Origin of the sequence: Brevibacillus fluminis (assembly GCF_052072235.1) — a bacterium.
GTDB classification, from domain to species: Bacteria; Bacillota; Bacilli; order Brevibacillales; family Brevibacillaceae; genus Brevibacillus_D; species Brevibacillus_D fluminis_A.
Genome location: NZ_CM125436.1, coordinates 2,611,297 through 2,626,498, shown reverse-complemented (window position 1 = coordinate 2,626,498; position 15,202 = coordinate 2,611,297). Strand labels below are relative to the sequence as shown.

Below are 15,202 nucleotides of genomic sequence, written 5' to 3'. Positions count from 1 at the left end.
CTACGTTGCGCGAGTTAGCCAATCGGCATAATACGGTGCAAGAGCTTCTGGCGGCAAATCAGGTGCAAGGGAAGCATCTCCACTAGCGACATCGGCCCCTAACCGGGCGGCACAGATCGCGGCGCAATAGGCGGCTTGGAAAGGTGTCGGGTCCACCGCAATCCCCCGTCCCATCGTCTCGATCAATAAAGGATAGCGTTCTTGCAGTTGCAGCAATCGGTCGACATCCGGCGCTTTTCTCCTGACCACCGCATGTCGTGTCACGATTCCTGCATCGCATAGCTGCTGCTCGATCCATCTTGACTGAAATGAGTCGGAAAACACCGGTAACGGCAAAACGACAGGCAGCAGCAAATGCCGGGACAGCATGGTAATCGTATGGTGGCTGATGCCAAAATGCCGGTCGCGCTGATCGGAAAAGCTGATGCGCGGGACAACAAGCGGTACACCTCCAAGCGTCGCCGCCGCATGCATAACCTCGACGAGCTGCATGCCGGAAAAACCCAGCCGCGTTGCAGTACCGGCCACCCCTGGTCCGAGCAAACATACGATCACGTCTGCTCGCGCGATGTGCCTCGCTGCCAGCAAACCGGTATAGATGTTGATCGCCTCCAGATCGCCTCCCCACGCCTGGCCTGTCGTAACCGTTGCCGCAAGCATGCCTTGTTCACGCAGCTGATGGACATGCCGACTGATCGCGATGGGAAGCGATGCGCCATCCGGCATGACGAAAGCGATCCGCAACGGCCTTGATCCCTGATGCTCCAGATGGTGAATCGCGAGGCAAATGACAGGCAGCAGACTATGCAGCTCTCCGATCACGACGGGAACATGCTGGAGCGTCTCTGTTGCCCGCTCCAGAAACAACGGATGGTGCGGGCTCTCCTCTTCCTCTACAGCGGGAACGGTCATCTGCACAGGCGAATAACGCATTTTGACAATATGCCCCCATGCATTCGGCTGGTAATCCGCCTCCTCTGCCCCCACCTTCGCTACGATGAAATGGTAGCCGCCCGTGCCCAACCCTTGGCGAACCGCGGTCGTATTGACCAGTACCTGGTCCCCGATCCGGCACGGCATCGCTCCTGCCGCGTAGTATAACGCCTGGCCCATTTCCCTATTCTCGTGTAGCTCCACACTGACAATTTGCAGTGGAGCACGCTCTTCCACGATTCCGATTACGGTTGCCTGCGCCAGTCGCTGCATGCCATCTCCCCCCATTCTTCACCATGCTATGCGATAGCGGATGCAGCTAGAATTGTTTTATCTGTACAAAACAGCCGCCAGGTTTTGACCCGACGGCTGTTTTGACAAGCTTATTCCACGCATTCCGCTACGATTGCTACGACCAGTTCAGCCGCTTTGTTCAATTCCTCGATCGGCATGCGCTCGTTTGTTGTATGGATTTCCTCATACCCAATTCCCAGATTTACGGATGGAACCCCCAAACCGTTGAAGACGTTTCCGTCGCTGCCGCCACCGCTCTTTTCGTAGAACGGCTCGCGCCCGATCCGTTTCAGCGCAGCTGCCGCTTTTTGCACGACAGGCGTGTCTTGGCTGAATTTATAGCCATGATACATGAAGCGGACATCGTTTTCGCATCGTGCGCCCATTTCGGCTGCAGCGGATTCGAATGCGTCCGTCATTTTTTTCACCTGTGCTTCCAGCTTATCCATGACCATGCTTCGCGCTTCCGACCATACTTCCACATAATCGGTTACGATATTGAACGCCCGTCCACCCTCAAAGCGGCCGACGTTTGCCGTTGTGTCTTCATCCAGACGTCCCAGCGGCATGCGGGAGATCGCCTTGCTGGCCACTGTGATCGCGCTGACGCCATCTTCCGGATTTACGCCAGCATGTGCTGCTTTCCCGTACAGTTTGGTGTAAATGCGGTATTGTCCCGCACCTGCGACGATTACCTCGCCCACTTTGCCGTTGGAATCGAGGATGAAGCCGAGGTCTGCTGCAAGCTTGCTCTCATCCATATGGCGCGAACCGACCAGACCGGACTCTTCCCCGGTCGTGATCACGACTTGGATATCCGGGTGCGGCAGTTTTTGCTCCTGAATGACGCGGAGCGCTTCAAAAATGGCGGAAATCCCCGCTTTGTCATCTGCGCCCAAAATGGTCGTGCCATCCGAATACACATACCCGTCCTTCACAGACGGCTTTACGCCGACGCCTGGTACCACCGTGTCCATATGGCTGCTGAACAACAGGCGCGGGCCTTTCGCATTCCCCTTCAAGGTAGCGAACAAGTTGCCTGCACCATGGCCTGTTTTCTCGCCGGCATCGTCTTGCTCGACGGTGAGGCCGAGAGCCGTCAGCTTTTCCGTCAACACTTTGGCAATGTTGCCTTCATTCTTCGTTTCACTGTCGATTTGAACCAATTCAAGGAACTCATTGAGCAACCGTTCTTGATTGATCACGATAAACCCTCCTGTAAAAATATTTTTACTACTATTATGTAATGGTATCAGTATAACGCATGGAAGAGCTTTCACCAACCCCTTCAGGCGCGAAATTTGCCTGCGGGTTACAGCGGGATGTTGCCGTGTTTTTTCCGCGGACGGTGCTCTTCCTTGTTTTTCAGCATCGCGAGCGCGCTCTTCAAATATTTGCGGGTTTCGCGCGGGTCAATCACATCATCGACCATCCCGTTTTCAGCGGCTACGTACGGATTAGCGAATGCGCTGCGATATTCCGCGATTTTGGCTTGACGGGTTGCCGCCGGATCATCGCTTTGCTCAATCTCCTTGGCAAAAATGATCTGCGCTGCTCCCTCCGGCCCCATGACGGCAATTTCTGCGTTCGGCCACGCATAGACCACATCCGCCCCGATCGCTTTCGAGTTGAGCGCGACATAAGCACCACCGTATGCCTTGCGGGTGATCACCGTGATTTTCGGAACGGTGGCCTCGGAATAAGCGTACAAAATTTTGGCACCGTGCCGGATAATTCCTCCGTGCTCCTGGTTGATTCCGGGGAAGAAGCCGGTCACGTCGACGAAGGTAACCAACGGAATATTGAACGCGTCACATGTGCGGATGAATCGGGCCAGCTTGTCGGACGAATCGATATCCAAGCCGCCTGCCATTACCTTTGGCTGGTTCGCGATAAAGCCGACGCTTTGCCCCTCGATGCGGCCGAAACCGATTACGATGTTGCGCGCAAAATTCGGCTGCACCTCCAAAAAATCGCGGTGGTCCACAATCATTTGCAGCACTTTTTTGACGTCATACACTTTCGTCGCAGCGGTCGGAACAGCATCCAGAATGTCTTCCAGCCAATCCCCCGGCTCGCCGTGATACGGAACGCGCGGCGTTTCTTCCTTGTAGCTTTGCGGCAAAAAACCGAGCAAGCGGCGGACTTCATCGAGCACCTCATCTTCTCGGGGAGCCGTAAAGTGGGCGACGCCGCTGACAGACGAATGCACGCCCGCCCCGCCCAAATCTTCGCTGGAAATTTTCTCACCCGTCACCGTCTCGATCACCTTCGGGCCGGTTATGAACATTTGCGACGTTTTTTCGACCATGAAAACGAAATCGGTAATGGCGGGAGAATAGACGGCCCCACCCGCACACGGACCGAGAATGACGGAAATTTGCGGGATGACGCCGGAATAGATGGCGTTTCGGTAAAAGATATGCCCGTACCCATCAAGGGAGACGACGCCTTCTTGAATCCGCGCGCCGCCCGAATCATTGAGACCGATGACAGGCGCACCGTTTTTTGCCGCCAAGTCCATGATGTTGGCGATCTTCTTGGCATGCATCTCCCCGAGCGCACCGCCGAACACGGTAAAATCTTGCGCAAACACATACACGAGCCTGCCGTTGATGGTGCCATAGCCGGTCACGACACCCTCGCCGGGCGCTTCCAGTTTATCCATGCCAAAATTGGTCGCACGGTGCTTCACGAACGGCTGCAATTCCACAAAGCTGTGGCGGTCAAGCAAAATGTCGATCCGCTCGCGAGCGGTCAGTTTGCCCCGCTTATGCTGCGCATCGATCCGATCGTCCCCGCCGCCGAGTTCCACCTTGCGTTTTCGCTCGTACATCTCGTCGATCTTTTGGTACATCTGATCGCTCAATGCGATTCCTCCCCATTCCCCTTCGGATACTGGCACAGCTCATACAAAACGCCCTGTGCCGCTTTCGGATGCAAAAATCCGATTTGCGCCCCATGCGCGCCTGCTTTCGGCTGTTCGTTCAAAAGCGCTACGCCGTCCGCCTTCAGCTTGGCAAGCCGCCGGGCAACATCATCCACATCAAGGGCAATGTGATGGATGCCTTCGCCCCGCTTGGCGATGAATTTGGCAATCGGGCTCTCCTCGCTCGTCGGCTCCAAAAGTTCAAACCGCGATTCGCCAATCGCCAAAAATGCCACCCGCACCTGCTCGCTCGGCACTTCCTCCATTCCGACAAGCTGCAGACCCAAATGCTGCGTATAAAAAGGCAATGCTGCTTCAATGCTGTTCACCGCGATACCGATGTGCGCGATTTTGTTTGGCGATTGAATGACGTTGTTTGGCTGGTCCATGAATTTTCCCCCTTATGGTGTCCCTTCCATCCATCCACATTCTTTGCGAATGATGATCCCGGTCAACATCCGCTGTGTGGGCCATGATCAGAAGAGTTTGCTTCCGTTTTCACTGCTTCTGTCATTGTAGCATAGCGTCACGCGTTCGAGCATAAGGAATAAACCGCTCCGAATAAAAGAAAACTCCCTGACCAACGTCAGGGAGCGGCTTGATGCTTATTTGTAAATGTATACGCTGCCGGTTGCCGTATCCCAACCGGTTTTGTATTTCAGATTGTCCGCAATCATGCGAATCGGCAGCATCGGCATGCCGTTTTTCAGCTGTACAGCTACAGGCATGGTTACTTCCGTGCTTCCCACTTTCGCTTTGTTGGAACCAATCGTGAATTTGATCACGGTCGTGCCGCTGATGATTGCGCATGTCGTATTGTTCCACTGGGTCGTCAGCGAGAGCGCTTCTTTGAAAAATTGCGCGGGAACGAGGGTGTTGCCGTTGAGTGTGTATGGTGCGACAGACAACGGATACGATTTGTTGTTCAGCGTGAACGATGCAACATTCAGCTTCACGCGTGCAGCAGTTGCCGGGATTGTGCTAGGCTGCTGCGGTTGTTGCGGTTGCGTTGGAGGAATCACAGCGCCCCCCACGCTTACCGGACGAGCGAACAGCAGGTTTTTCTCTTTCGAGGTGTAAACACCGATGCTGTACACGTTTTTGGTCGCCGGCGTCGCGATGCCTGCGCTCTCTGCGATCAACAGCGATACCGGCGCGTTTACCGGCAAGTTTTGCGCCGGATAGATCAGCAGGTTTTGACCGCGTGTAGCGACATAGCTTGGTTGTACTCCATTCACTTTCACCGCAGCGGCATTCATGATGGTCGGAACACGGAAGCCGACCGGCAGCACGACCTCGATGAAATCGGTGTTCGCTGCGACTGGCAATCCGAAAGCCTTGATACCGATGTTGATGCCGGTTGTCGTGTTCAACGCCGATTTCGTCAGCCCGATCGTCGCTGTGCTGTTGTTTGCCACAACCGGCGTGTCAGGAGTAGTCGGAGTGGTTGGCGTGGTTGGAGTGGTTGGAGTCGTTGGCGTTGTCGGGTTGGTTACGACGCTGCCGGAAATCGTGAATTTTTCCGATTTGATGTTTTTGCTGCCTGTTCTTGCAACCAGTACATAATCGGAGCCTGGCATTTTCGGGTTGGTGATGTATGCGTCGTAATCAAAAATAATATTGACGGTGCTCGACGATTTGAAGCTGGATGCCGTTTTCAAATACACTTTGCTGCCATAGGAGGTAGCCGAGCTTACTTTGTCACCGTTGATCATCACGCTGGAAGCGGACAAGATCGGGGGAATCATGTCTGCCGAAGGGAATTCGATTTCGATCGATCCACCGGAGGACAGCTTCTCTTTCCCCAAATCAAGAGAGATATTATAGCTGGAACGTGCACCAGGGCTATTGTCAGCGAGCTTGACGGTAAAATCGGAGCTGCTGGAGCTGCTTCCGCTGCTGCTGCCAGAACCGCTTTTCACTTCAAAACTTTCAGATTCGTATGTAGTGCTTTTGTATTTCACTTTGATATAGTAGCTGCTCTTTGCTTTGGACGGTAGGGTGATTTTGGCAGAATCATAAAAGACGATTTCCAAATCTTTCGTGCCTGCCGCATCTTTCGGAACCTCGATTTTGACCTGGTTGCTGCTCTTCACGACGGAAACGGAATCTGGCTCCTCGCCGTTGATTTCCACATCGCTTTCATCGATGCTGCTTGGCAGCATGTCATCGGTCGGGAACGTCACATAGACGTAATCACCTTTAACAAGCTTGTCGTTCAACGTGAATTCGCCCAAAGTGATTTTGGTTTTATCCTCGGTGTATTTGCCGGAAAGCGAGAGGTCGAACGATTTGCTGCTGTTTTTGCTTCCGCTGCTGCTTCCGGAACCGTCTTTGATTTTAACCGTTTTCGATTTGGCTGCTTCGTTATCCGTTTCGATCTTGATGGTATAGCTGTCCGCATCTTCCGGATTGGTGATGATGTTGTCGACATCGATGGAAATATCACCTTTGGAGACGTCTTTGTTCAACGTGATAACGATCCTCTTCTTGTCATCATCGACTTCCACTTTTTTCGGGGCATATCCGTCAACAGTGATGTCATTCTCATCGCCATCTTCATCCAACGTGAACTCGTCGTCGAATTGAATCGTGATCTGGTCGCCTTTGGACAATTTACTGCCAATTGTAACATCGAAGGTATAGTCGGCCTCTTCGTCGGTTCCGTAATCAGTGGCATCGATGCCATCAAATGTAAGCGCATATGCTTTCGGCACTGCCGTTATGAACGGTGATGTCGCCAATACTGCTACCAATGCCAGCGGTATCAATTTGGTTTGCTTTTTCATAGGTACCTCCTACAGTTTATCTTTTCAAATCTAATTCAAAGAAATGAACGTGTCCAGTTTACCATAAAATAGTGAACTGTGGTATGATTGCGCAATTTTTATCCTTTTTTGTTTCTTGCTTCCTGCCAACTCCTCAACAAATCATATTCTTCCAGTAAGACGTACAACTTGGATGAATGTTTCAGCATTCTTTCAGGAAACGAAAAAAAGAGGCTTTCGGCCTCTTTTTTTCTGGTGGAATTGCCCTCTTTCATGACTATCGCTTCATTTAATACAGCTTGGTTTCCGGTCCGATCTGTTCCAGCTTTTGTTTGACGCTTTGCAGGAAACGGCCGCAGATCAAACCGTCGAGCACACGATGATCCAGCGAGAGGCACAGATTGACCATGGAGCGTACCGCGATCATGTCGTTGATGACGACCGGGCGCTTCACGATCGATTCGATGCTCAGGATCGCTGCTTGCGGCGCATTGATAATTGGCGCGGAGAGGACAGAGCCGAACGAGCCGGTGTTGTTCACCGTAAACGTGCCGCCGCTCATATCATCCATCGTCAGTTTGCCTGCGCGCGTACGTGCCGCCAGGTCATCCACCGACTTGGCGATGCCCAGCAGCGATTTTTGGTCCGCGTCTTTGATCACAGGCACAAAAAGCGCGTCCTCTGTCGCCACGGCCAGGGAGATGTTGATATTTTTACGCACGATGATCTTGTCGCCTGCCCATGTGGAATTGATCATCGGGAATTCTTTCAGCGCTTCCACGACCGCCTTGATGAAGAACGGCAAGAAGGTCAGGTTGACGCCTTCCTTGCGCTTGAATTCATCTTTGACTTGCGCACGATAATTGACCAGATTGGTCACGTCCACTTCCACCATCGTCCACGCATGCGGTGCTTCGTGTTTGCTCTGCACCATCCGCGATGCGATCGTTTTCCGGATCGGGGTGACCGGAATCACCTGATCGCCTGGTGCTGCCAGCACGTCAACAGCAGGCGCGGGCGCTGCTTTCGGCGCTTCCGCCTGAACGGGGGCCGGAGCCGCGGTTGGCGCTGCGGGTTCCTGATTCGCCGCAGGAACCGCTTGCGGCGCCGGGCTCGTTTGACCGCCTGCATCGATGATCGCCTGTACGTCTTTACGGGTAATCCGCCCTTCTGCACCTGTACCGACGACCTGTGACAAGTCGATGCCATGCTCCTGCGCGAGCTTCAGCACAGCCGGAGAAAACCGCGCTTTCACGGAATCTGGACCGGATACGACAGCAGGCTTCGCTGCTGCCGGAGCCGGGGTGGAGGGAGCCGGGGCTGGTGTTGCCGCAAGGGTGGGGGAAGCAGACGGTGCTGGCGCTGCTTCGGCTTCAACCGCTACGCCTGCTTCGTCTATGTACAGGATCAGCGTGCCGACCGCGACGGTTTCCCCTTCCGCCACCAAAATTTCTTTGACGCGTCCGGATACCGTAGACGGCACTTCCGCGTTTACTTTATCCGTATTCACTTCTGCCAATGAATCATATTTGTTGACGAAGTCGCCAACCTTGACCAGCCATTTGGAAATCGTTCCTTCCGTGACGCTTTCCCCCAGCTGGGGCATTAAGACTTTTGTAGCCATTGTACGTCCTCCTCAGCTCCTAAAAGTGCGCCAGTTCACGCATTGCTTGCTCCACTTTTTCCGGTGTGAGCATGAAAAACTTTTCCAACGGCGGGCTGTATGGCATCGCCGGAACATCCGGGCCGCACAGACGCTTGATCGGCGCATCCAAGTCGAAGAGGCAATGCTCCGCAATGATGGCGGACACTTCCCCGCCTACGCCGCCTTCTTTGTTATCTTCATGAATGATCAGCACTTTGCCTGTTTTCGAAGCAGCTTCGATAATCGCTTCCTTGTCAAGCGGATACAGCGTGCGCAAATCGAGCACATGCGCGCTGATGCCCTCGGCTGCAAGCTTTTCCGCCGCCTGCAGCGCGAAATGCAGCGTCATCCCGTAGGAAATGACCGTAATATCGTCGCCTTCGCGCTTTACATCCGCTTTGCCGATCGGAACGGTGTAATCCGTTTCCGGAACCTCTCCTTTGATCAGACGATAGCAGCGTTTATGCTCAAAGAACAGCACAGGGTCGTTGTCGCGAATCGCCGCTTTCAAAAGCCCTTTTGCATCGAAAGGCGTCGATGGTACGACGACTTTCAAGCCTGGCACGTTCGTGAACATCGCTTCAACCGATTGCGAATGGTACAATGCCCCATGCACGCCGCCGCCAAAAGGAGCGCGCACAACGAGCGGGCAGTTCCAGTCATTATTGGAGCGATAGCGCATTTTTGCCGCTTCGCTGACGATTTGGTTAACGGCGGGCATGATGAAATCAGCGAACTGAATTTCCGCGATCGGACGCATCCCATAAGCGGCCGCGCCAATCGCCACGCCAACGATGGCCGACTCGGCAAGCGGCGTATCCATCACGCGTTGCTCGCCAAACTCCTCGATGAGGCCGACGGTTGCGCGGAACACCCCCCCGCGAACGCCGACATCCTCTCCCAAAACAAATACGTTCGGATCGTTGCGCATCTCTTCGCGCATTGCCAACGTAATGGCATCGATGTACGACATGACTGCCATTCTTTCGTCCCCCCTATTCTTCGTAGACAAAACGGAGTGCAGATTCAGGTGCGGGATATGGTGCGTTCTCCGCATACTCGGTTGCCTCGTCCACTTCTTTCTGCACTTCTTCCGCGATCGCGCGTTGTTTCTCCTCGGTCAAAATGCCCACTTCCGTCAAGTAAGCGGCAAAGCTCAGGAGCGGGTCCTTCTGCTTTGCTTCCTCCACTTCTTCACGGCTGCGATACACACGGTCATCGTCATCGCTGGAGTGCGGCACCAAGCGATACGCCACAGCCTCGATCAATGTCGGCCCATAGCCTGCGCGCGCGCGGTCGACCGCTTCTTTGACGACGCGGTACACCTCGATCGGGTCGTTTCCGTCAACGCTTACGCCCGGGAATCCGTAGCCGATCGCACGGTCTGCAACGCTGTCGCAAGCGAGCTGCTTTTTCAACGGTACCGAAATCGCATATTTGTTGTTTTCGCAGAAAAAAATCACCGGCAGCTTGTGAACGCCCGCAAAGTTGGCGCCTTCGTGGAAATCGCCCTGATTGCTGGAGCCTTCTCCAAACGATGTGAAAATCACCGGATTTTTACCCGTCAGTTTGCCGGCAAGCGCCATCCCAACCGCGTGGGGAACTTGCGTCGTCACCGGGCTGGAACCCGTCAAAATGTTATATTTTTTGCCGCCAAAGTGGCCTGGCATTTGTCGTCCGCCACTGTTCGGGTCATCCGCTTTTGCAAAAGCCGACAGCATGCAATCGCGGGCTGTTTGCCCGAAAACGAGCACGAGCCCTAAGTCGCGGTAATATGGGCAGGCGAAATCATTTTTCTTGTCAAATGCGAACGCCGCACCGACCTGTGCTGCCTCTTGACCTTGGCACGAAATGACAAATGGCACTTTACCTGCCCGATTGAGCAGCCATTGACGCTCATCAATTTTGCGCGCCAAAAGCATGTATCGATACATCTCCAGCACCTGTTCGTCGGTCAGACCGACTGCTTCATGACGTTTTGCCGTAATCGCCATCCTACTCCCTCCGATTTCTTTATGCGTGTATGGATTTGCCGTCCACAGCCAATGCTGCTTCAGCGATTGCTTCCGACAAGGTCGGATGCGGATGAATCGTCTGCGCGATTTCCCAAGGTGTCGCATCGAGCACACGCGCCAGATTCGCTTCTGCGATCATTTCGGTCACATGCGGCCCGATCATATGAACGCCGAGCAAATCGTTTGTCTTCGCATCGACAACGACTTTGACAAAGCCGTCGGTTTCGCCATAGACCAACGCTTTCCCGATCGCTTTGAACGAAAATTTGCCAGCCTTCACTTGATAGCCCTTGTCTTTTGCTTCTTGCTCGGTCAAGCCGACGCTTGCCACTTCCGGGCGGCTGTATGTACATTTCGGAACTTTTGTTGCATCCAGCTGGTGTGTAGGGAGCCCGGCGATATGCTCAACTGCGGCGATGCCTTCATGCGATGCCACATGCGCCAGCTGCAAGCCGCCGATGCAGTCGCCAATCGCATAAATGTGAGACTCGGCTGTCTGATAGTGCTCGTTCACGACGATGACGCCGCGTTCGACCTTGATCTCGGTTGCCTCAAGCCCGATGTTTTCCACATTCGCAGCTCTTCCGACGGATACGAGCAGCTTGTCGGCCGTAAAGCTTTGCGTCCCCCCCGCCAATTCGGCAGAGACGGTGATTTGGCCCGCTTCCTTTGTCACGCTGTCCGTCAGCAGCTTGGCACCTGTTACCAGTTTAACCTTCCGTTTCTTTAACAAACGTTGCATTTCCTTGCTGATTTCTTCGTCTTCTTGCGGCAGGATGCGCTCTGCTGCCTCGATCACTGTCACCTCGACGCCGAAATCGCTCAATAGTGATGCCCACTCAATCCCAATCACGCCACCGCCGACAATCAGCATGGATTTTGGCAGTTCAGCCAGTTCCAACGCTTCGTCGCTCGTCAGCACATATTCGCCGTCGACGGCAAGGCCTGGCAGCGTGCGCGGTCGGGAACCAGTGGCCAGCAGCAAGAACTTCGGCACGATGATTTCCTGGTCGCCATCTGCTTTTTCAATACGTACAGCGCCTGCTTGCGGTGAAAAGATAGACGGTCCCATGACGCGGCCCAAGCCGGAAAACACCTGGATTTTCCCTTTGCTCATCAAATAGTTCAAGCCTTTGAGCTGGGATTCGATAATGCTCGCTTTGCGGGCCTGTACTTTATCGAATTGGACCCCGATGTTGTCCGCGACGATTCCGTACTTGTCGCTTTCTTTCATGGTCGCATAAACTTCAGCACTGCGCAGCAATGCTTTGGAAGGAATGCAGCCACGGTTCAGGCATGTGCCCCCCAGCTTCTCCTTTTCTACAATCGCAACTTTCATCCCGAGCTGTGCTGCGCGAATCGCAGCCACATAACCGCCAGGACCGCCACCCAAAACAACCAAATCGAACTCTTGAGACATCTGCGTTATCTCCTTTTAATTCAAATAGTTCGGACACGCCGCGACACAGCAAGGAAACCGGGGGGCCGGTCATGTAAGGCCGCCCCACCGTCTGACAGCTGCCTTGCCTGCGTTTACTTGCTGTAAACCGATTTGCCGTCGCGCAGGAACGTGCTCCGCGATTTCGCGAGGCGGGCGATCCGCTCTTCAGCCATCCGGTCTGCCGCTTTGTAAGAAGCGATGTTGTCGCGTGCGGAAATCTCGAATACTTTGGTAATGTTATCGTAGATCGTCTCTACTTTTTTCATCGCGCGCTCGCGGTTATAGCCATGCAGCTCATCCGCCACGTTGATCAGGCCACCGGCATTGATGACGTAATCAGGCGCGTAAATCAGGCCCTTTTGATGAATCTCATCGCCATGACGCTCTTCTTTCAGCTGATTGTTCGCTGCGCCGGCAATTACCTTCGCCTTGATGACCGGAATCGTGTCGTCGTTGATGATGGCGCCAAGCGCGCACGGTGCGAAAATGTCGCATTCGACGGAGAAAATCTCATGGACGCCGACCGCTTTCGCTCCGAAATCGTTTACAGCGCGGTTGACGTTTTCTTCGTTAATATCCGTCACGATCAGATGAGCGCCTTCCTCGTGAAGATGTCTACAAAGATTATATGCGACGTTTCCGACGCCTTGCACCGCGACGACCTTGCCGGACAAGTTATCGGTGCCATACGCCACTTTTGCCGCAGCCTTCATCCCGCGGTAAACGCCGTAGGCAGTCACCGGAGAAGGGTTGCCGCTGGAGCCGAAGGCTGGGGAAACGCCGGTCACGTAATTGGTTTCCAGATGGATCATGTCCATATCCGCAACCGTTGTGCCGACATCTTCCGCCGTGATATAGCGGCCGTTCAAGCCTTGAATGAAGCGGCCGAACGCGCGGAACAGCTCTTCGCTCTTGTCTTTGCGCGGATCGCCCAAAATCACCGTTTTGCCCCCGCCCAGATTCAGGCCGGCTGCTGCTGCCTTGTACGTCATGCCGCGCGCCAGACGCAGTGCGTCGATGATCGCGTCTTCCTCGGTTTGATAGGTCCACATGCGTGTTCCGCCAAGCGCAGGACCTAATGTTGTATCATGAATCGCAATGATTGCTCGCAAACCAGATGCCTCGTCTTGGCAGAACAGAAGCTGTTCGTAATCGTAACGTTGTAGATAGTCAAAAATTTGCATGGATGAAGCCTCCCTATGATTGCACGTTCGCATTGGCACAAAACCTTATAATAGGTTTCGCTTTGAAGTGTTCGGCTATGTATATTGCAAAAGTTATGCCAACAAAACAAGCATTTGAAAGCGCTTCATTTTCCTGCGTCTGCTCAAAATCTCCATCGACAAACTGTGCAGCATTTTGCACAATGCTGCAAAAATTTGCATGCATTTTTTTGCATTACGATTCTTCTTCCGGTTCTGCCATCCCGTACTTTTCGAGCTTGTAGTACAGGCTGCGCAAGGAAATGCCCAACTGTTTGGCCGTTTGCGTCCGGTTGCCCTTGCAGGCGGCCAATGTCTTTACAATGAATGATTTTTCTGCCTCATCCATCGCTTCCTTCAGCGTCCCCTCTGGCTTAGCTTGCGTTTCCCGGGTAAGCTCGGCGCTCGTTTTTGCCTGCTGGGATAACGGCGGCAAATGGCTGGGCAAAATGATCGTCTCGTTATAGCGCATGTTGATCATCGCCCTGCCGAGCACGTTTTCCAGCTCCCGCACATTGCCTGGCCAATGGTACGCTTGCAGAATGGTCAGCGTGCGGGGATCGATCTCTTCCACATTGCGCCCGTACTCCGCGTTGAATTTTTTCAACAGGAAGCCGACCAGGGAATGAATGTCCTCCCTGCGCTGCCGCAGCGGCGGAATATGGATGGGAACCACATTCAGCCGATAGTACAAATCCTCCCGGAAGCTGCCGTTACGAATCGCCGACTCCAGATTCACATGCGTGGCTGCGATGATGCGCACATCCACAGGGATCGCTTTCGTCCCGCCGACCCGCACCAGCTCCCGCTCTTGCAAAACGCGCAGCAATTTCACCTGCATCGTGTTGGGCAAATCGCCGATCTCGTCCAAAAAGATCGTGCCGCCCGAGGCTTCTTCAAACAATCCGCGCTTCCCGCCCCGCAGCGCACCGGTGAACGCCCCTGCCTCGTAGCCGAACAGCTCGCTTTCCAACAGTGATTCCGGGATCGCTGCGCAGTTGACGCGAATAAACTGGTTGTACTTGCGTTCGCTTTCGTTATGGATCGCGTGTGCGAACAGTTCCTTGCCTGTTCCGGACTCCCCGCGCAAGAGCACCGTCGCCGGCGTAAGCGCCGCTGTTTTGGCTTGCTCGATCGCGATGCGCATCGGCTCGCTTTTGCCGACGATTTCCTCGAACGTGTATTTGGCCTCCAGCGTCCGAATCATCTGCCGCGCTTTTTCCAGCTCCTCGCCAAGTGCCTTTAATTCTGTCACGTCATGGATGACGCCGACGCTGCCGCGCAAATGGCCATCCACCATGACAGGCGTGATGTTGACGATGACGTCCTTGCGCTTCGGCCCCACTTTCATCGGTTTCCGACGCACGGGTTTTTGCGTTTGGAGCACGCGCATGTGCATGCTTTCCTGGTCGAAAATGTCGACATTGGCTGGCTTGCCAATCACATCTTCCGGAGCAAGACCGGTCAGGCGCGTGTACGCCGGATTGATCAGCAAGCCGATCCCGTCGGCATCGACAACCGAGATCGCTTCATCGGAACAATGGATGATCGCCTGCAGCATGCTTTTCAATTCCTTCAAATCCGATATTTCTTCCACGAGTGCCATCACATCGGTCATGTCGCGAAAGATCGCGACCGCCCCCCAGATTTCTCCGGTTTCCGAGCGCACCGGCACCCGGTTGGTGATGATGCGCGTCCCGTTGGGTAAAATTTGCTCTTGATTCAATTCGGGCTGACCCGTTTCCAAAACGATATGTAGTCGCGTGCTGTCAATGCTGTTTTCGGCGCGCGTTCCCAAGACTTGGGCCGCATCGATCCCGATCAGCCGCTCCGCCGCTTTATTGAAAAGGGTGATGATTCCCTCCTGATTGACCCCGATGATGGCGTCATGCGTGGAGTTCAGCATTGTCTCATACTCTCGCTTGCTGTGCAACAGCATCGTCAGCGTTTCTTCCTGTTTGCGAATGATGCGCAT

11 protein-coding genes are annotated in these 15,202 nt (G+C 54.1%); all 11 read right to left on the bottom strand.

Annotated features, from left to right (window positions below; genetic code table 11):
- The 11 genes from ACTID9_RS13005 to ACTID9_RS12955 all read right to left on the bottom strand — a co-directional run bounded on the left by ACTID9_RS13005 (nt 1) and on the right by ACTID9_RS12955 (nt 15,202).
- Nucleotides 1-1,206: a DUF3866 family protein gene (locus ACTID9_RS13005; RefSeq protein WP_441071762.1), complete on the bottom strand. Its 1,206-nt coding sequence runs from the start codon at nt 1,204-1,206 to the stop codon at nt 1-3.
- Nucleotides 1,207-1,316: 110 nt separating this feature from the next.
- Complete coding sequence (locus ACTID9_RS13000; protein WP_441071760.1) at nt 1,317-2,432, bottom strand: M20/M25/M40 family metallo-hydrolase; 1,116 nt, start codon at nt 2,430-2,432, stop codon at nt 1,317-1,319.
- A 107-nt stretch (nt 2,433-2,539) separates the two neighbouring features.
- Complete coding sequence (locus ACTID9_RS12995) at nt 2,540-4,084, bottom strand: acyl-CoA carboxylase subunit beta (protein ID WP_441072579.1); 1,545 nt, start codon at nt 4,082-4,084, stop codon at nt 2,540-2,542.
- An 8-nt stretch (nt 4,085-4,092) separates the two neighbouring features.
- Nucleotides 4,093-4,545 carry a methylmalonyl-CoA epimerase gene (mce, locus tag ACTID9_RS12990; protein ID WP_441071758.1) on the bottom strand — a complete coding sequence of 151 codons (453 nt, stop codon included), beginning with the start codon at nt 4,543-4,545 and terminating at the stop codon, nt 4,093-4,095.
- A gap of 216 nt (nt 4,546-4,761) precedes the next feature.
- Complete coding sequence (locus ACTID9_RS12985) at nt 4,762-6,945, bottom strand: copper amine oxidase N-terminal domain-containing protein (RefSeq protein WP_441071756.1); 2,184 nt, start codon at nt 6,943-6,945, stop codon at nt 4,762-4,764.
- Nucleotides 6,946-7,213: 268 nt separating this feature from the next.
- Nucleotides 7,214-8,548 carry a dihydrolipoamide acetyltransferase family protein gene (locus ACTID9_RS12980; protein ID WP_441071754.1) on the bottom strand — a complete coding sequence of 445 codons (1,335 nt, stop codon included), beginning with the start codon at nt 8,546-8,548 and terminating at the stop codon, nt 7,214-7,216.
- A 19-nt stretch (nt 8,549-8,567) separates the two neighbouring features.
- The gene (locus ACTID9_RS12975; protein ID WP_441071752.1) at nt 8,568-9,551 is read right to left on the bottom strand and encodes an alpha-ketoacid dehydrogenase subunit beta; all 984 of its coding nucleotides are present in this window, start codon (nt 9,549-9,551) and stop codon (nt 8,568-8,570) included.
- 13 nt (nt 9,552-9,564) lie between these two features.
- Nucleotides 9,565-10,563, bottom strand: coding sequence for a thiamine pyrophosphate-dependent dehydrogenase E1 component subunit alpha (locus tag ACTID9_RS12970; RefSeq protein ID WP_441071750.1), 999 nt, complete (start codon nt 10,561-10,563; stop codon nt 9,565-9,567).
- Between the two features lie 19 nt (nt 10,564-10,582).
- Complete coding sequence (lpdA, locus tag ACTID9_RS12965) at nt 10,583-12,004, bottom strand: dihydrolipoyl dehydrogenase (protein ID WP_441071748.1); 1,422 nt, start codon at nt 12,002-12,004, stop codon at nt 10,583-10,585.
- A 113-nt stretch (nt 12,005-12,117) separates the two neighbouring features.
- Entirely contained in the window at nt 12,118-13,209 is a 1,092-nt protein-coding gene (locus ACTID9_RS12960) for a Leu/Phe/Val dehydrogenase (RefSeq protein ID WP_441071746.1), read from the bottom strand.
- 214 nt (nt 13,210-13,423) lie between these two features.
- The gene (locus ACTID9_RS12955) at nt 13,424-15,202 is read right to left on the bottom strand and encodes a sigma 54-interacting transcriptional regulator (protein WP_441072577.1); all 1,779 of its coding nucleotides are present in this window, start codon (nt 15,200-15,202) and stop codon (nt 13,424-13,426) included.